Annotated in this window: 16 protein-coding genes; 7 read left to right on the top strand and 9 right to left on the bottom strand. The window is 51.1% G+C overall.

Translation table 11 applies throughout. From position 1 onward, the window contains the following. Positions 1-4: 4 nt before the first annotated feature. From deoC to JI741_RS13785, 7 genes are all read right to left on the bottom strand, one after another. The gene (deoC, locus tag JI741_RS13815; RefSeq protein WP_202010399.1) at positions 5-664 is read right to left on the bottom strand and encodes a deoxyribose-phosphate aldolase; all 660 of its coding nucleotides are present in this window, start codon (positions 662-664) and stop codon (positions 5-7) included. A gap of 54 nt (positions 665-718) precedes the next feature. Further along, positions 719-1,111, bottom strand: a complete 393-nt coding sequence (locus tag JI741_RS13810; protein ID WP_202010397.1) for a hypothetical protein — start codon at positions 1,109-1,111, stop codon at positions 719-721. Between the two features lie 201 nt (positions 1,112-1,312). Further along, complete coding sequence (locus JI741_RS13805) at positions 1,313-1,807, bottom strand: thermonuclease family protein (protein WP_202010395.1); 495 nt, start codon at positions 1,805-1,807, stop codon at positions 1,313-1,315. 254 nt (positions 1,808-2,061) lie between these two features. Then, positions 2,062-5,538, bottom strand: a complete 3,477-nt coding sequence (locus JI741_RS13800) for a tetratricopeptide repeat protein (protein WP_202010393.1) — start codon at positions 5,536-5,538, stop codon at positions 2,062-2,064. A gap of 348 nt (positions 5,539-5,886) precedes the next feature. Beyond that, positions 5,887-6,696, bottom strand: coding sequence for an anti-sigma factor (locus JI741_RS13795; RefSeq protein WP_202010391.1), 810 nt, complete (start codon positions 6,694-6,696; stop codon positions 5,887-5,889). Next, positions 6,693-7,199, bottom strand: coding sequence for an RNA polymerase sigma factor (locus JI741_RS13790; protein WP_236676059.1), 507 nt, complete (start codon positions 7,197-7,199; stop codon positions 6,693-6,695). The genes JI741_RS13795 and JI741_RS13790 overlap by 4 nt, the downstream gene beginning before the upstream one ends. Before the next feature lie 127 nt (positions 7,200-7,326). Beyond that, positions 7,327-8,103 carry a class I SAM-dependent methyltransferase gene (locus tag JI741_RS13785; protein ID WP_202010389.1) on the bottom strand — a complete coding sequence of 259 codons (777 nt, stop codon included), beginning with the start codon at positions 8,101-8,103 and terminating at the stop codon, positions 7,327-7,329. Positions 8,104-8,274: 171 nt separating this feature from the next. Between JI741_RS13785 and JI741_RS13780 the strand changes: the two genes are divergently transcribed. The 7 genes from JI741_RS13780 (at position 8,275) to JI741_RS13750 (ending at position 18,089) form a co-directional block, all read left to right on the top strand. Continuing rightward, the gene (locus JI741_RS13780) at positions 8,275-9,444 is read left to right on the top strand and encodes a GWxTD domain-containing protein (protein ID WP_202010387.1); all 1,170 of its coding nucleotides are present in this window, start codon (positions 8,275-8,277) and stop codon (positions 9,442-9,444) included. Positions 9,445-9,452: 8 nt separating this feature from the next. Next, entirely contained in the window at positions 9,453-10,136 is a 684-nt protein-coding gene (gene rsmI, locus JI741_RS13775; protein WP_202010385.1) for a 16S rRNA (cytidine(1402)-2'-O)-methyltransferase, read from the top strand. Positions 10,137-10,279: 143 nt separating this feature from the next. After that, positions 10,280-11,083 (top strand): inositol monophosphatase family protein, encoded by an 804-nt coding sequence (locus JI741_RS13770; RefSeq protein ID WP_202010383.1) that lies wholly within the window; start codon positions 10,280-10,282, stop codon positions 11,081-11,083. Between the two features lie 154 nt (positions 11,084-11,237). After that, positions 11,238-14,081: a M16 family metallopeptidase gene (locus JI741_RS13765; RefSeq protein WP_202010381.1), complete on the top strand. Its 2,844-nt coding sequence runs from the start codon at positions 11,238-11,240 to the stop codon at positions 14,079-14,081. 341 nt (positions 14,082-14,422) lie between these two features. Then, entirely contained in the window at positions 14,423-16,378 is a 1,956-nt protein-coding gene (locus tag JI741_RS13760) for a sensor histidine kinase (RefSeq protein ID WP_202010379.1), read from the top strand. Next, entirely contained in the window at positions 16,362-17,003 is a 642-nt protein-coding gene (locus tag JI741_RS13755; protein WP_202010377.1) for a response regulator, read from the top strand. The genes JI741_RS13760 and JI741_RS13755 overlap by 17 nt, the downstream gene beginning before the upstream one ends. Before the next feature lie 108 nt (positions 17,004-17,111). After that, positions 17,112-18,089 (top strand): c-type cytochrome, encoded by a 978-nt coding sequence (locus JI741_RS13750; RefSeq protein WP_202010375.1) that lies wholly within the window; start codon positions 17,112-17,114, stop codon positions 18,087-18,089. Positions 18,090-18,100: 11 nt separating this feature from the next. On the opposite strand, the gene JI741_RS13745 is transcribed toward JI741_RS13750, so the two are convergent. Then, positions 18,101-18,556, bottom strand: coding sequence for a hypothetical protein (locus JI741_RS13745; RefSeq protein ID WP_202010373.1), 456 nt, complete (start codon positions 18,554-18,556; stop codon positions 18,101-18,103). Further along, positions 18,508-18,744 (bottom strand): hypothetical protein, encoded by a 237-nt coding sequence (locus JI741_RS32520; RefSeq protein WP_236676058.1) that lies wholly within the window; start codon positions 18,742-18,744, stop codon positions 18,508-18,510. Before JI741_RS32520 ends, JI741_RS13745 begins: the two co-directional genes overlap by 49 nt. Positions 18,745-18,887 lie beyond the last annotated feature (143 nt).

The raw sequence follows: 18,887 nt of genomic DNA, 5'->3' as shown, positions 1-18,887 counted from the left end.
TATTTTACTGATTTGGGTTGTTTGTTTGCACGATGGTGATACCCGACGATGTGCCGACGCGCGTAGCCCCGGCGTTGATCATGGCTAACGCCTGCTCGCGGGTTTTAATTCCACCCGAGGCCTTGATTCCAACGGTGGGCGGCAATACTTTTTTCATGATGGTTATGTGTTCGGCCACAGCGCCCCGCGGCGCAAAGCCTGTGGATGTTTTCACAAAGTCTGCACCGGCATCGGCGCAAAGCTTGCACGCACGTTCCAGCTCTTCATCTGAAAGATACGCAGTCTCCACAATCACTTTCAACAGCTTTTGGTGGGCATGCGCCAGGTGACTGCATTTGGCCACTTCAATCTTTGTCCAGGGAAGGCCGGTTTTAAAGGAGGAGATGTTCCACACGAGATCGATTTCGTCGGCGCCGTTATCGATGGCGCGCTGCATTTCGTCCACTTTGGTTTCAGTCATGTTGTAGCCCAGCGGGAAGCCGGCCACGGTCACCAGAAGAATGTTGTCTTTGCCGATTTCGCGACGTGCCCGCTTCACCCAGAAGGGTGGCACGCAAATGCCCACAAAGCCAAACTGCCGCGCGTCGTCCACCAGTTGGTCGATATCGCGGATGGTGAGCGTGGGACTAAGGTTGGTGTGCTCGATGCAGGAAGCGAGGTTCATCTGCACAAGATACAGAAAAGTGCAGAAGGGAGCTGAACGGCGTGGCGTGCCCCGTTAGTGTCGGAGGCCGCACTCCTTGCAGTACTTCATCTTTCCGGGCTTGTGCTTTTTGGGTGGACGCTTGTGCCCGAAGTACATGGGGTTGGAATATTGAGGGTCGGCCATGGCGCGTTCCGACTTGCGCCGGGCTTTGGCCACCGCCTCCATGCGGTCGTAGTATTGACGCTCGTTGTCGTAGGTGGGGCCATTGGAGCGCGATCGTTTCCTTTTTGGCTCGCGCGGCATGGACTCTTCTTCCGTAGACGTTGGGTTGAGCGAGTTGGGTTGTTGCTGCTGGGGCACGCCGGACTGTTCGGAAGCATCGGCTTTCTTGCGTTTCTTTTTCGACGACTGGGCCATGGCCGCAGTGCCCAGAACTAAGAATACGATGATGAGGAGGTATCGCATAGGCGTGAATTCAAATATATTAACTATCCGGCTGTTTAAAAATTGCTCCCGGCCCGTGCAACGGTTTGAAATTGTCGTCCAACCCGAACCAAAGGTTGTTGAAATGAAACTGCCCCCGTTTTGATGCGGGGGCAGTTCAACCTAACCCTAAAAACCTAACTCCTTAACTAAACTTCAAACTTTAACTTATCAACCTTTTTCTTAACTGCTCTTGGCTTGCAACATGGTCTGTTGGCGACGGAAAGTCCACGGTGGCGTGGGATTTTCCTGTTTCCAGAGGCCTTTGCCTTTTTGCTGGGCCGATGTTCTATACGACTCCAGGTCGGGCACCGGGTTTTTCTCGGCAGTCCAGGCATAGCCTTGCTTGAGCAATTCGATGCGTGGATCTTCTTTGCCATTCACCAGCACTTCGGCCAGGTAGTTGCCCCAGCGGTCTTTGCCTGTGAACTTCACGGTGACCTCTTTCTTCAATACTATCTTTTCCAGAAAGCTTTTCGCCTTCTCGCCAAACTCCTGTTCCAACTCGGGGCTGTCTATGCCGGCCAGCATCACCTGGTGTGTTTGGTTGTCGTCGCCTGCAATGCTCAGGGTGTTGCCATCAATGACGGCGATCACTTTGCCCTTCACTTCGTCGCCGGCGAGCGCTGCGCTGCCGAACAAAAACGCGATCATGAAACTTCCGATTGTTGTTCTCATCGTAAACCTTTCACCATGGCGATTTCTATGCTCAAAATTAAGTCTGGATATCATTTCGTATTTGGTGCATCGCGGGGCTGTCTTTCGCATGTAAGTTTTTTTTGAAGCCTACCCGTCTCCCGTGTGCACGAGCGCAGTAATGCAAAAATTCTACCAGAAGTATAAACGTGCATTTCCGCCCTAAAAACGAAAGCAGCGCCGGTTTTTGGCGCTGCTTCGTTTCAATACGGGATCAAAAATATTTCAGAATGAGATCACTTGCAGTATTGGTCGATCTGGAACCGGGCCTTGGTGTCGCCATATTCCACCGCCTTGCGCCAGTCGAAGCAGGCTTTCACTTTGTCTTTCAACTGATAGTGGAAGTTGCCGCGTTGTTTGTAGTACTGTGCGTTTTTGGGTTCGATGCGAATGGCTTCGTCCATGTCGGAGATGCCCGCCCCATAGTCGTCCAGTTGCGATTTGCAGGTGGCGCGGTTGTAGAAGGCCAGGCCGTCGTTCGGGTTGTATTGAATCACTTTGTTGTAGTCGAGCATGGCGCCTTCGTAGTCTTCTAGTCCTTCTTTCACCAACGCACGGTTGAACAGGGCATCGGTGTTTTTTGGATCAAGGTCGATGGCTTTGTTTAACTCGGTCACAGCCGACTTGGTGTCTTCCAGGCCGATGTAGGCGCGGCCCTTGTTGAGGAACAGTGCCACAGTGTTTTCACCTGCTTTCTGGGCATTGTCGAAATCGCTCAATGCACCGCGAAATTCTTCTTCCTCCAATTGCATGAGGCCGCGTTTGTAAAACACTTCCTTGTCTTTCACACCCGACGCAATGAGTTTATCATAGTAGTCGCGGGCCGGTGGGAATTTCTTAAGATTATAGTAGGTGTTACCGAGTAGGCGATACAATTCCGGATCGGGTTTCTCGGTGAGTTTCTCCGCTTCGCGAAAATCTTTCACAGCCTCTTCATATTTCTTGGTATTGTAGTAGGCAAGGCCGCGATTCTCATACGCTTTGGTGTAGTCGGGTTTCTTGTCAATAGCACTTCCAAAGTCGGCTATCGACTCTGTGTATTTCTCCTGCTTGAAATAGGCTTTGCCGCGATTGTTAAACAGCACCGGATCTTTTAGTCCCAGGCCTATAGCTTTTGTATAATCTTCTGTGGCACCGGCCAGGTTGTTCACGCTAAACTTGGCATCGCCCCGATGAAAGAATGCCGACGCAAGCGTGGCCTCTTTTGCAATGGCGGCATCATAGTCCTTGATGGCCTCGTCAAAACTTTTCACATCATAGCGACAGAAGCCGCGCATGTCGTAGGCAATGGCTTCGGTGGTGCCTCCTGCAATGGCTTTGTCTAGGTCGGTGAATGCTCCTTTGTAGTCCTTCAGATTGAAGCGTGCTGCGCCGCGTTTGTATACCAGATTATTTTCCGTTACACCTTTTTCAATCGCCTTCGTGAAATCGGCGATCGCCTTTTCATATTCTTTTGATTCAAATAGTGAATACCCTCTCGCGGCATATACATAGTTTTCTTTGCTGCCGCCGTCGATGGCTTTGGTAAGATCGGGCACGGCACCAACATAATCTTTCGTGTAGTATTTAGAGATCCCCAGCGCAGCAAACTCTTCGCCAGCGGCTTCGCCACGGGTCACCACAATGGCAAGGTCTGCAATAACGCCGGCGTAGTCTTTCAATTGATAGCGCGCTGCGGCGCGGTTCTTCAATGCTTGTGTGTAGTCTTTCTTGAGCCCGAGGGCGCGATCAAAATCGGCGATCGATTCTTTGGGCAGGCCCGCGTTCAATTTTGCTTTGCCGCGATTGTTGTAGATCACTTCGTCGTTGGCGCCCAGCGTCACGGCCTGGTCGTAGGCTTCGATGGCGCCTTTGAAGTTGCTTTGTTTGAAACGGAGGTTGCCGAGTTGGTAGTAGAGTTCTTTGTTCTTGCTCCCCAGCGACATCGCCTTCTCCATGGCAGGCAACGCTTCTTTATCTTTTTGCACCACCATATACGACAAGCTCAAGGCTTCGTAGGCAGCGAGATCGGCCTTGCCTTTCACCACCGACTTCTCGAGGTCGGTCACCGCTGTAGTATATTCCTTTTGCTGATAGGCAGCTTTGCCACGTTTCAGATAGATATCATCTTCTTTTTCACCGGCAATTTCCGCGGCGTTCAGGGCTTCCGTTGCGCCTTTGAAATCGCCCGCATCGAAGCGGAGATAGCCGGCATAGAGCGAAACCTTGCCGTCTTTCACGCCGGCAGCCAGCGCTTTGTCGAGATAGGTGCGGGCAGCATCTTTTTTAGCAAGTGAATAATTAGCGAGGCCCAGCATTTTGAGCACGTCGGCCGACTCGCCTTCTGTGGCTTTTGCTTTCTCAAGATCGTCGGCGGCTCCGGCAAAATCTTTCAGGCCGAATTTGGCGGTGCCCCGGTTGAGCAAGGCTTTGCCATAGTTGGCGTTGCCCTGAATGGCCTTGTCGAAGTCGGCCACAGCGCCCGGCAAATCGTTCACGTTCATTTTCGCCTTGCCGCGGTTGTTGAACAACACCGGGTCGTTGGCGCCAGCCTTCACCGCGTTGTCGTAGTGTTTGATGGCTGTGGCAAAATCGTTCTTCATGAACTTGAGATCGCCAAGATTTTTAAATGCCTCGGCATCGGATGCCCCAAGGGCCACGGCCTTCTCCAGATCTTTGGTGGCGTTGTCCATGTCCTTCTGAACAAACTCTGCGTTGCCCTTGTAGAGATACGCTTCTTTAGTGGCAACCCCTGCAGTAATTGCCCGACCTAACGATTCGATGGCAGGTGCATATTCCTTGTTCTTATACTGACAGGCACCCAGCGCATAAAAAACATCTTTGTCCGTCAGCCCCATCGACACGCCAGCCGACAAGGCTTTCACGGCTTCGGCGCAATTGCCAAGGTTGGCCTGGCTCAATCCCAGCATTCGGAACACATCCTTATCCTTCACACCTTTTTGCACCACTTTGTCAAGCGCTTCGGCGGCGCCTTTCTCGTCCTTCAGCATATACTTGGCCGTGCCCACTTTCTGATAGAACTCTACGTCCGAGCGACCGCTGGCCATCAGCTTTTCGAAGTCGGCCACACTGCCTTTCCAGTCCTGAAGTTTGTAGCGGGCTTCTCCCCTGTTTTCGATGGCCTTGTCGTTGCCGGGTTTCAGTTCGAGGGCTTTATCAAAATCAGGAAGCGATCCTTTGAAATCGTTGAGGTTGAATTTGGCTTTGCCGCGGTTGTTGTAGAGAACGGCGTCGGCCTTTCCGGTGGCAATGGCTTTGTCGTAGAAGGTGATGGCCTCGCGGTAATTGTCCATCCTGAACTTGGCGTTGCCGAGGTTGGCAAACGTGTCAAAACTGTTGGCGCCCATGGTCACCGCTTTGTCCAGGTCGGTGGCGGCACCCTGGTAGTCGTCGAGCAGGTATTTGGTGTTGCCGCGATATTCGAAAAGCTCGGCCGTGTTGATGCGGGCCTTCAGGGCTTCGTCGAGGTCGGCTTTGGCTTTGTCATATTCTTTCAGGTGGTAGTAGGCTACACCGCGTTTCACATAGACTTGTTTGTCGGCAAAACCGGAGTTGATGAGTTGGGTGAGTTGCAACGACGCATCGTTGTAGCTGCCGGCTTTCAATTTTTTCTGGGCGGCGTCCCACTGCACCTGCATGAGGGAGTCGGTTTTTTGTGCCCACGCGGTTGATATCAGGAATAGAAAGCCAACGACTAAAAGTTTTTCTCTCATGGTATTTTCAGAATGACGCAAAGCAAAGTTATTAAATCTGCCGGTCATTTAAGCCATGCCAAAAACACGGTGGAGCGTAAGGTATTGTCGCCAAAAACAGAAAAATCCTGTCCCTGTGGGGAGGATTTTTGCCGGATTAGGATGCTCGCGAACCCTCAGCCCATAAAAAATGAAATCGCACTACTCATGATGATCAGCAACATGAGGATGAAGGCCCGTTCGCAGTAGGAATGCAGGGGTAGCAAGGTTTTCATAGACACAGGTTGGTTAAGATAAAACCCATGTACGAAGGGCTAGCCACGCCCGGATTTCAGGTATGGAATTTTTTGAGGATTTTTTAGCGATGGGCTACCCCTTCACCACGTTGCCAACCACCTGCATGGTTTCGAGTGTGGGACTTGCTTTGCCACCGCGGGGTTCGACGGTGACGGCAAAGGCGGCGGCGCCCGAACCGATGTCTTTCATTTTCAGCAGACCGGCGAAGTCACCATCAAACACACCGGCATCCACCGGCTTGCCATCGATGATGGCCCACAGCTGATACTGATTTTCTTTCGAGAGCTGCTTCAGGCTTTGCAGGCTGAGGTATACTTCCTTCGACGACTCTTTCCAATACACCGACGCCATGGCCTGAGGTGCGTTGGGTGTGCCGTTCAGGATGACGCGCTTGAACGACGGATCGTCTGTGATTTTCAAGTCGTCTTCCAACTTGTCAAGGCGTTGGTTCACGCGGTTATAGTCCTGGGCCACCTGCTGGTTCTGGGCAATCAATTCGGCCAGGTTGTTTTCGGTGCGTTTCCACTTGCTCCAATAGTCATAGGCTAGGTATGAAGATATGAGCGCGAGGGTGATGGAGGCCGCAGCGGCAAATTTCCAGACGCTGGCGGCGGGCTGGGTTGGGGTGAGGGGTACGACCTTCGCTTCGGCTTTTGGGGCGGCTTCGATTTTTGCGAAGAGGGCTGCTTTCACAGACGCCTTCGGGGCAATCGATGCTTCCATCAAAAGTCTTTCCTGTGTTTCTTCCAGGAGGGCGAGTTCCTCTCTCAGCTCGGGATACTGTGCAAGGTTTTTTTCAACCTCAGCACGCTCCTGCTCAGAAAGTTCTCCCAGCATGTAGGCTTCCAGGATTCCGGACGATATGTATTCGTGTATGTTCACGTTACTCCCAATGTTGTTCTCAGTTGTTGCATGGCCAGGCGCAGGCGTGTCTTCACGGTGCCCAACGGAATGTTGTGTTCTTCCGCCAATTCTGATTGCGTATAGCCTTTGAAATAAAGATGCTCCACCACGAACCGTTGCTCTTCCGGCAGGTTCTTCAATATATCTTTCACGCCGATGTCTTCTATGCCCTGCTCGCTGAATCCCGAGCGGTCGATTCTACTTACGACATTATCGATGGCCGTGGTTTTCTTTTCTTTACTTATTTCTCGCGAACGCGTTTTGTCGATGGCCTGGTTGCGTGCCACGTTCAGAATCCACGTGAAAAGCTTTCCCTTTGTGGCGTCGTAGCTGGCGATCTTATCCCAGATCTTCAAAAACACGTCCTGCAAAACTTCGTCGGCTATTTCCTCTTTCTTCACAATACGAAAGATGGCACCGTAGAGCGCGCCTGAATAATGGTCGTAGAGATATTCCAGCGCAAGACTGTCCTTGCCCTTCAAACGGGCAATCAGTTCGGATTCTTCAATATGGGGACGCGCTGGGCTTATGACGTGAAGGTATTTTCAGAAAGTAAACCAATAACAATCGAATTGAAAAGACCCGCCCGAAGAAATTTCGATTGGCTGGCTACTTCCGCACGATCAATAAAAGATCTAACGCGTTGGTTGCTTCGTCTACAACGATATAGTCTTCGTGGTGAATGTTTGTTACCAGCGTGTTGTCAGTGGCCTGAAGTTTATTCCGGTTCCAGCGGTTCAGAATTTCGTAGGGGATGCGCAGGATGGCAGCCGGAAGTTTGTACTGCAGGTTGAAGATGTCGAAGCGGGTTACACGCTCAACCGACTTCTTGTTTTCGGCATAGTAGGTCATCACTTTTTCGTTGCCGGTGATGCCTTTCATTTCGGCCGAAGAAAATATTTTGGCAGCGAGGGTCTTCAGTTCGTTTGGCAGGTATTCGCGGATGTGCCAGGGGTTGCGCGACAGCGACATCTTCCGGTTTGGGGTGGTCAGCACGGCGATGCCACCGGGTTTGAGCACACGGTGAATTTCCTTCAGGAACAATGCGTCGTCTTGTATATGTTCGATTACCTGGAAGCTAAAGATCCGGTCATAGGCATTGTCGGCCAGCCCGTTGAGGGGCGGGATGTTCATGCTGATGAATTTGCCGGAAGGATGTTTTTGCTGAAGGTCGTCGATGAGTGGCTTAATTTTGTCAACGGCGGTGAACGTGGCGGCGTCTTTGATGAGCACGCCCACACCGCGACCTTCGCCACAACCCACTTCCAGCACGTCGCCGGTCACATACTGCTCAGCCACAACATATGCCTTGAACAACCGTTGATGGATTGGGTTATCGGAAGCGATCGCATCGCTTGTGATTTCCGTTGTATATACTTTAGCCATATTGCCGCAAAAATAAGGATTTGAGTTGTTGGATCGCCGGTTTGGCAGAATTTTAAAGCATGACCTTTATATATGTCCCTGATTTTATCGTTTAAGGCTCAAAAAGTCTTCCATCATCCCCTTCACTTCTTGTACTTTTACAAAAAAGCTTCCTTAAATTTTCTCGTGACTATGCGATACCTATTGTGGCTTCTTTTATTCCTGAATTTCTCCGCCGGGGCCCAGGCCCTGCGCGACCTGAATCATTTCTATCTCTATAATCCCGCCGAGCCGTTCACCTACACCATGAAGGTAACCCGCACGCCTGCCGGGTGGACAGCCTTCTACACACTGACCGTGCGCGACACCTCACAGCAAGCAAATCAGTTTGTGGTGCAATGGGACACGCGCACGACGCTGGGCGAAAAAGAAGGCACGGCGGTGACCTCCGACCATTTCACCCGGAAGATTGAAAAGTTTTCCATCGCGGGCGAAATCAGAATTCCTTCGTCGGCCACACCGGTGATCCTGGCCACCAAGGTGCTGAACAACAACCTGAAACATGCTTGGCTATACTTCAGCATACTCGAATCAAACTACCCGGTGAATGGCTATCTGACCACCGGCGGCAATCCCTTGGTGCAGCCGTATGTAAAGATCAATACACCCCTCACGTTGCAAGGCGATGAAGGCACCAAGGTTGTGTCCTTCTATCGCGATGATTTTCCGGCAGCCGTACCGGCATTTTCAGAAGGCATGGCCAAAGTGTCGCGCGGCCTCAGCGTTGACAGCACATTGTCGATTGCAACGGGACAGGAATTTTCATTTTCCGAAAAAGGACTATACCTCATTCAGAAAGACACCAACAGCACGGAAGGTGTTGCCTTTCGGGTGGTCGACGACTATCCACGCCTGGCGAAAGTTCAAAGCCTCGCCGACCCTTTGATTTATGTGTGCACGCGCCAGGAGTTTGACCGTGTGAAAGCGGCACGCGGCGACAAGAAAGCATTCGACCGTGTCATCCTGGGTATCACCGGCGATGCAGACCGGGCCAAACATTTTATGCGCGCCTATTTTCGAAGGGTTGAGCTGGCCAATCAATATTTCACGTCCTACAAAGAAGGCTGGAAAACCGATCGCGGCATGATCTACATCATTTTCGGATTGCCCGAGGTGGTCTATAGATTCAGCGACCGCGAAGTGTGGAAGTATAAAAATGCAAGCTATAACAACGTTGAATTCACCTTTGTGAAATCCAGCACGTTGTTCGATCCCGACAATTTTGTGTTGATCCGCGACAAAAAATACCAGGACACGTGGTATGACGTGATCGACCTTTGGCGCAATGCGCGCATAAACTAACGGAGCGCATGGAGCAAAAAACTTCGCTATTCATTGTGCCCACACCCATCGGCAACCTCGCCGACATCACCTTGCGCGCGCTCGACATTCTGAAATCGTCGGATCTGATTCTGGCGGAAGACACGCGCACATCAGGGTTTTTACTGAAGCACTACAGCATCAGCAAGCCGCTGCAAAGCTTTCACAACTTCAACGAGCACAAGGTGGTGAATCACTACATCGAGCGCATGGAGAAAGGAGAAGTGATGGCCCTGGTGTCGGACGCGGGCACGCCGGGCATTTCTGATCCGGGCTTTCTCATTATTCGTGCCTGCCTGCAAGCGGGTCTTAAAGTGGAATGTCTCCCCGGTCCCACGGCCTTTGTGCCCGCCCTGGTGAAATCGGGATTGCCGTGCGACCGGTTTGTGTTCGAAGGATTTTTGCCTGTGAAAAAAGGAAGACAAACATTGCTCACGGCGCTGGCGCAAGAAGAGCGTACCATGATTTTTTATGAGTCGCCCTATCGTCTGGTGAAAACACTGGAGCAATTCAAAACCTATTTTGGCGCGGAGCGAAAAGCATCGGTGTCTCGCGAGCTCACCAAGATGTTTGAAGAAACGTTTACCGGCACCCTCGAAGAAGTGCTGACTCATTTTCAGGCCAAAGAAGTGAAGGGCGAAATTGTGATGGTGGTGGCAGGCCGCGAAGATTGACACATCACCTTTTTTGATTTCAAGATTCCCGAAGAATTAATATACCAGCGGCACGTGAGTTTGCGTCACGTTCGCTATCTTCACTTGTTCAAAAGCCGGGAGCACGGCGCAAAACACGAAGAATTTTTAAAAGCTTAACTGACATGACCGTAAATCTGAAGGACCTTCAAAAAAACGTTAACGCCTTGTGTGCCGAAGTAGGCGAATTTATCTATACAGAAGGTTCCAATTTTGACCGCGCCCGCATTGAACAAAAAACAGGCTTCAACAACCTGGTGTCGTATGTTGACAAAGAAGCAGAAAAGCGAATTGTGAAGGTGCTTCACAACATTTTGCCACAAGCCGGCTTCATCACCGAAGAAGGCACGGTAGAACAATCGAAGCATAACGAATACAACTGGATCATCGATCCGCTCGACGGCACCACCAATTTTCTTCATGGTTTGCCCATCTATGCCATCAGCATCGGACTTTCGCGCGCCGACAAGGTGGTGCTGGGCGCCGTCTACCATGTGGTGCGCAAAGAATGTTTTCATGCCATTGAAGGCGACGATGCCTATTGCAACGACTCGATCATTCGCGTGTCGGCCGTTCCCACACTGAACGAGAGCCTGCTGGCAACGGGGTTCCCATACTACCATTTCGACAAGGGCGAAGTATACCTCGACATCATCAAACAATTCCTGGAACACACGCACGGCATCCGCCGTTTGGGCAGCGCCGCCATCGACCTGGCCTATGTGGCCTGTGGACGACTGGAGGGTTTCTTCGAATATAGCCTCAACCCCTGGGACGTGGCCGCCGGCACCCTCATTGTTCAACAAGCAGGCGGAAAAGTGTCCGACTTCAAGGGCGGCGACAATTTTGTTTTTGGTGGCGAGCTATGCGCTGCCAACGGCACCATGCACGGCGAAATGCTGCAGGTGATCAAAAGCAATTGGTACTGATCTGATCACATCACGCCAGACGGGGTAAAAGACGCGGCGTCATTTTTAACGCGTTCCGGAAAACCATTGTCCCCTCCTGCCGTTTCTAAAAAATCAAGCAACTTTCATTACTTTCACTTTCCCAAAAAACAAAAAACAACTAACCTTTCGTTGTATGAGGATGACATTCAATAAACACACGATAAGCGCATGGAAATGGGTCGGGACACTGTTCACGTTTCTCATTCTGCTAACACAGGCGCAAGCGCAACCCAAGCTCACCGACAAACTTCCCGTGGACCCGCGTCTGAAGGTGGGCAAACTGAGCAACGGCCTCACCTACTACATTCAAAAAAACGTGCGTCCCGAAAAGAAAGTGGAGCTTCGACTGGTGGTGAATGCCGGCTCCATTCTGGAAGACGACGACCAGCAAGGTCTGGCGCACTTCACAGAACACATGGCCTTTAACGGCTCCAAAAATTTCAAGAAGAACGATCTCGTGTCGTTCCTGCAATCGATCGGTGTAGAATTCGGTGCCGACCTGAACGCCTACACGGGCTTCGACGAAACAGTCTATATACTTCCCATTCCCACCGAGAAAAAAGAAAACATCGAAAAAGGTTTTCAGATACTCGAAGACTGGGCCAGCACGGTAGCCTTCGAAAATGCTGAAGTAGACAAAGAGCGCGGCGTGGTGCTGGAAGAATCGCGTTTGGGAAAAGGCGCAGAGGATCGCATGTTCAGAGTGGTCTATCCAAAAATGTTTGACGGCTCGAAGTATGCACAGCGCTTGCCAATCGGCAAAGACGACATTCTTAAAAATTTCAAGTACGATGCCATCAAACGTTTCTATAAAGACTGGTATCGCCCCGACCTGATGGCAGTGATTGTGGTGGGCGACATTGAACCCGTCGAAGCAGAACGCCTGGTGAAACTTCATTTCGAAAAACTGAAAGCACCCGCCACTTCAAAACCACGCGCCTATGCCGATGTGCCTGCGCGCAAATCTTCGGAAGGCATTGTGGTGACCGATCCGGAAGCTACAAACCCCGTGATCGAAATTTTTTATTCTTATAAGAAAACAAAAGAAGAAACTACGGTGGGCGACTACCGCGAATTCCTGATCCGGAATTTGTTCACCGCCATGCTGAGCCAGCGCCTGCAAGAACTCACACAAAAGCCCGAGCCTCCCTTTATTTTTGGTGCCAGCAACATTGGCGGCTTTGCACGCGGCTATGAAACATACCAGATGTTTGCCTATGTTGGCAAGAGTGGCGTGGACGTTGCTGTGAATGCGTTGATCCAGGAAAACGAACGCGCACGCAAGTTTGGCTTCACCGCTGCCGAAGTGGACCGCCTCAAGAAAATTCTCATGAAGGGCATTGAGCGCAGCTATAACGAACGCGACAAAACCGAATCGTCGAACCTGGTATCGGAATATGTGCGCAACTTCCTGGAGCAGGAGCCCATTCCTGGTATCGAAAATGAATACACCTATTTCAAAACCTATCTCGACGGCATCACACTGGAAGAAGTGAATGCCTATGCCGCCAAGACCATCCCAACCCCTACCGACAACAAGCTGGTGGTGTTGACCAGCCCGGAGAAAGTGGATTTCAAAATTCCGACCAACGCAGAACTTCTTGCCATTGCCGACAATGCCGCCAAAACAGAGCTTGGTGCATACGAAGAGAAAGCAGTAGCCGCCTCGTTGCTGGAGAAAGCCCCTGTGGCCGGCAAGATCACCGCCGAAAAAGAAATCAAAGAAATTGGCGTGACCGAACTCACGTTGAGCAACGGCGTGAAGGTGATCCTGAAGCCAACAGAATTCAAGAACGACCAGATTGTGATGAACGCCTCACGCTTCGGCGGACAATATCTGTATGACCCCGCGAAGGACCGCTTCAACGCCGAGTTTGCGTCAACGGTGGTGGCCCAGATGGGCGTTGCCCAGTTTTCGCCGGTTGACTTGCGAAAGGTACTGGCCGGAAAAACAGCCAGCGTAGCACCGCGCATATCGGCGCTATCGGAAACACTGAACGGACAATGTTCGGCGGTGGATGTGGAAACCATGCTGCAGCTCACGTATCTGTACTTCACACAACCGCGCAAAGACGACGACCTGTTCAAGTCGTTCGTTTCGAAGCAGCAGGCGTTATATCAGAATGCGGCATCCGATCCACAGTTCACATTTCAGGACTCTACCATTTCTATACTTTACAAAAATCATCCCTGGGCACCGAAGTTGCCAAAGCCTGAAAATTTCTCGCTCATCAACGAACAACGCGCGCTCGACATTTATAAAGAGCGTTTCGGCAACGCCAATGGATTCACGTTTGTGCTGGTTGGCAAGTTCGACCTGGCCAAGTTGAAACCACTGTTGGCGACCTACCTGGGAAGTCTTCCTTCGACGGCCCAAAAATCCACATTCAAAGACGTTGGTCTTCGCCCTGTGAAAGGCGTTGTGAAGAAAGAAATTCACAAAGGCACAGAGCAAAAAAGTTTCATCCGTCTGTTCTGGAATGGCGAAGCTCCCTACTCTGACTCCGAGCAGTTGAAAATCCAGGCACTCACCGAAGCCCTCAACATCAAGATCATCGAAACCCTTCGCGAAGAGTTGAGCGGCATCTATGGTGGTGGCATGAACGGCAACCTCAACAAGTATCCTTACAACAACTATTCAATCGGCATCTCTTTCCCCTGCGGTCCCGAAAATGTGGACAAGCTTATCAAGGCGGCACTGGCCGAAATTGAAAAAGTGAAAGCAAACGGCCCCAGCGTCGACGACCTCAACAAGGTGAAAGAAACGTGGCGTCAGCAATATGAAGTAAACATAAAGGAGAACACCTTTTGGGCGCGTCAACTGTTGCAAAGTGCCGAAACAGGTTCGAATGCCGGCGAGGTGTTGAGCTACGAAAAACGCATCGCGGCCCTCACGCCAAAAGATCTGAAAGACGCCGCCAACAAATATCTCGACATGAAAAACTACGTTCAGATTGTATTGTATCCTGAAAAGTAGTCGAGCGTTAATTTTTACAACAGGGAGCCTTCCACAAAAATGGAAGGCTCTTTTGTTTTATGCCGGTGATACATATTCAAAATTCAAGCAGCAAAAGTCGCAGCCACTTCGTTTCGCCGCGCACATTTTGTTACAGAATTGCTAGGCCGGTATGGTGAAATCAAAAACGATTGAAGCGTAACTGTCTTTCTGTTTTCGGTAGTTGTTTAAACTCCTTAACAACGGCAACCATCACGTGCTTTGTGATTAATGGATAGAAATTGTAGCAGTTACCGCAATACTTTGATATCTTAGTAAAAGCAGGCCGGCCCGGGCTCGCAGCTCCAAACAAAATAAAGACTATGAACCCTCTCTTTTGTAGTTTCTTATTGTTGCTGGCGTGTAATCTGTATGGTCAATCGAACACGATCCATATCGATGACGCCTTCACCAAAACATCCATCAAGCCATACACCACGTACTGTGTGGAGCCGCTCGCCGGAAAAGCTTTTTTTGAAAAAGGTGCGTGGAATCTCAAACACGTACTGCCCGGCCAAGACCAACCGGTGTTCGATCAATTTGATGGCGAGCGAAAGTCGTGGTACTTCAGCAACATGGTGGCCGTGTATTGGCTGAAGTTCACGGTGACGAACGACACCGACAAACCACAGGAGCTGTTGCTTCAGCTTTCGCACACTACCATCATTCGCAGTCAGCTCTACACCGTGGGCGCATCGGGCATCGACTCCACCATGGAAGCGGGAAACATCTATCCGTTTTCGCATCGTCCCGTGATGCGCGCCGACTTCGATTTCCCGTTGATTCTGAAACCTGGCGAAAGCCGTGTTTGCTACTTCCCTTTCATCAACTGCCTTTATACCCACTTCGACGGTTTGCTTTATCTGTGGAAACGCAATGCCTATGAAGTGGCAGCCACGCGCTACGACCACATGGTGGGTTTCGGGGTGGGCATGATTGCGCTCTATGCCATCGTTACGCTGGTTGTGACATTGCTGATCCCGTCGCGTATTCATCTGTTGTTTTTGCTTTACATCGCGAACCTGCTGGTGTATTTCGCCACTGTGCACCATTTGTCGTTCGTCTACCTCTGGCCCAACAATCCGTTCATGAATGTGATCGTCATCATTCTGTCGTTTGTGTTGAACATCGTGCTCATCACACTGATGATGAAAACGTTTTTGAAAACAAAAATCCATTTCCCCGTCATCGACAAAATTCTTAGCGTTCTCATTGTTGTGATGTGCTGTTGCTGTATGCTTCCCTGGACGGAGCTTCTGATAAACATGCCCATCCACTTTCTGGCCGAACGCATCATCAACGTGATGTTTATTCCCCTGGTGCTGATGCTTTGCTACATCAGCATCCGGTCGGTGAAACGCACACGCGCCGAGAGTCTTTTCTTTATGGCCTTTCTGCTCATCACACTATCAGTTTTCTTGTTGCCACAGCTCAACTTCTATGGCATCACCAACGTGCCGCCGGAATGGATCACGCTCATGGCGTTGCCCATGTTTTGTTTGGAGGCGGTGGTGTTCATGTGTTTCTTCTCGTACCGGCTGTATACGATCTATAAAGAGAACCATCACATCAAAGTCACCATTCAGCAACAGGAAGCACACGCCCGGTTGCGCGAGCGCGAAGTAGAAGTAAAAACCATGATCAGCACGCAGGAGGCGGAACGAAGACGAATATCGCGCGACCTGCACGACGACATCGGCACGCGGCTCACGGCCCTGAAAATGAACCTGGCGTCGCTGGAAGAACGCCTCACCCTCCACACAACGCCCGACCCGCTCCTGCTCGACTCCATGAACATTATCGACGACACGCTACTGGATGTGCGGAAGATGATTGTGAACCTGAGCCCCACTGTGCTGGAAGAATGCGGCCTTGTGGCGGCCGTGAAAGGCCTGGTGACACGCCTCAACATGTCGGGCAAAATGGACGTGGACTTTGTGACGTTTGGTCTCCCGGATTTTTTCCCCGACGAGCTAGCCACCACACTCTACCGCATCATCCAGGAACTACTGAGCAACGCGCTGAAACATTCGCGCGCCACCAAGGTGACCGTGCAACTCGGCTGCCGCGACAACACGTTGTTTGTGATGGTGGAAGACGATGGTCACGGCTTTCTTCAGGAACAAACATCAAAAGGCTATGGTCTTAGCAACCTGCGGTCGCGGGTAAACATTTTGCATGGACACTGGCAAATGGAGTCGCAGCCCGGCCACGGCACAAGCGTGTTGATTGAAATTCCGTATGCCGTAAAAACAGAAACACATGCTGTGGAAGCCTGACAACATCAACATCATTCTATGCGACGATCATCAGCTGATTGTGGATGGACTGAAACGCATTCTCCAGGAAGCCGCTCCAGACTCCATACTTCGCGAAGCCAACGACGGCGCCACATTGCTGAACCTGGTGCGCGACCAGACACCCCACTGCATCGTGATGGATGTTGACATGCCGGTGATGAACGGATTGGAAGCGGCACGACAGCTGAGTAAAAATTATCCCGATGTCCGCATCGTCATCATCAGCATGCATTCCGAACCCGAGCTCAGCGGCCAGGCGTTGCGCGCAGGGGCACATGCCTTCATCATCAAGAATGCCGGGAAAGACGAACTATTGAAGGCCATTCAAAAAGTGATGCAGGGCGAGCGCTACATCAGCGAAAGCATTGCCGCCGATTTCCTGCAACATCACCACGCCGGCCCGGTGGATGAACCCCGGCTCACGGTGCGCGAAAAAGAAATTGTGAATTCAATCTCGCGCGGCCTCACCAACAACGAAATTGCCGAAGCCCTGTTCATCAGCCCGGCCACCGTGGAAACTCATCGCAAAAATATTCTCAGCAAACTCAAGGTGAAGAACACGGCTGCACTGGTGCGCTATGCCTTCGAGCACAAGATCATCTAAGGGCGGCATACACCTTTCGGTGTATATAAAAATACCATTTGAACGGGATTGATTCGCGGCTACGCAAGCACAATCTTTATCGCCTGATGTAACCCTCTGCTTGTGTATATGAAAACTGTTGCAAAAAAAATCCTCCGCATCCTCGCCTGGACATTCGGCATCTTGGTGGTGGTGGTGCTGGCCGTTGGTGGCTATGTGAAAATATTTCTGCCTTCTGTTGGTCCCGCGCCCGACCTGAAAGTGGAAGCAACGCCAGCCCGCATTGAGCGCGGCCGCTACCTTGCCACCAACGTGATGGGATGTGTGGGATGCCATACGCTGAACGATCCTTCCAAAAAATATGCAAGGCAAACCGGCGCCGGTGGCGAACGTTGGGAGTTGCCCATGGGTGTTTTCTATTCGGCAAACATCACGCCCACCGGTGTCGGCGACTATACCGACGGTGAACTTTACCGCGCGCTCACCTGCGGCGTCACCAAAGACGGCCGGGCGTTGTTTCCGATCATGCCCTATGACCTGATCGGGCAGTGCGATCCAGAAGATGTGAAGTCGCTCATTGCCTATATGCGCACCCTGGCGCCCGCCGGCGAAAAGTGGCCCGAACCGGATCTGAAGTTTCCGTTCAACCTCGTCGTAAACACCATTCCGGCACGCGCCCAACCAAAACCAAAGCCATCGCCAGAACAAGAGATTGCCTATGGCGAATACCTGGTCAACGCCGGGGTGTGCACACATTGTCACACGCCGCGCGAAACCGACCTGCCCCACGATTCGGTTTTTCTTGCGGGTGGAAATGACTTTGACCTCCACAACGGAAAGATTGTCCGCTCGGCCAACATCACACCCCACCCCACATCGGGCATCGGCAAATGGACAAAGGAATATTTCATAAGCCGCTTCAAGGCCTGCGACTCGCTGTCGTACGAACAGATAAAAGCGATGAACACCGTAATGCCCTGGAGCATTTTCAGCGGAATGACCGACCAGGACCTCGGCGCCATCTATGCCTATCTGCGCACGTTGCCCCCGGTGAACAAGCCCATTCAGAAATATCCGGAGGTGAACGCGATTGCGGGAGGGAATTGAGATATAGAAAACTAGGGCTCGGGATTTTGTTTTTTCTTGTAGAGGCTTTTCACCTCTTCAATAGATTTATTCGTGATATCCTCCTGCACTTGCTTTGCTCCAATGACAGACTGAGCCCATGCTTGACAAGGATTTGCTTGATATCGAATAACCCCCTTCCGCAGTTCAGCTTCAAGATTCAGTCCGCCTTTACTTGTATCCAGTAGCATGAGTACATCAGGGAAATCCTTATAGTGTTTCAGCAAAGCCAATCCTGTAGTGTACCGCTGTCTGATGATATCCGAATTAACATTATGCCCACCTTGCAACACCCGAAGTCTTACACGATCAATACAAAGTGTAACATCGTCTAATGCCAGAAAGTATACAAATATGCTATATCCAAGAGCTTGCAATCCCTGAAATGATTTGTAGGTATCTACATCATAAAGATTGGTTTCGATAGCAAATGACTCCCGACGTGCCACTTTTTCGTAGAAGATTTAGCTGCCTCTTGATTCGCGATATCTTGAGTATTCAGACCGCCTGCCTTTTCCCGAATAGTTTTAGCAATCATGTCTGCATTAACATACTCTAAACCTTGGGGAACGATCGTCGCGAAAGCGGTTGTTTTTCCAACACCATTTGGTCCAGCGACAACATGCAGTTCAGGCATCAGATTGATGGCGTCTAGGTGTTCGGAATTGTTTTTACAACATCCTTGCTTATTACCGGAAGGGCTCCAACCTCGGCGGCCCGCTCTGTTACGTGCTTAAAAATCTTCAAGCTGATCTCTCGCCTTTCCTCTTCGTTCAGTTC

Origin of the sequence: Chryseolinea lacunae, assembly GCF_016735595.1 — a bacterium.
GTDB lineage: Bacteria > Bacteroidota > Bacteroidia > Cytophagales > Cyclobacteriaceae > Chryseolinea > Chryseolinea lacunae.
Note: the sequence above shows the minus strand (reverse complement) of the source record. Positions and strands in the feature narration are given on the sequence as shown.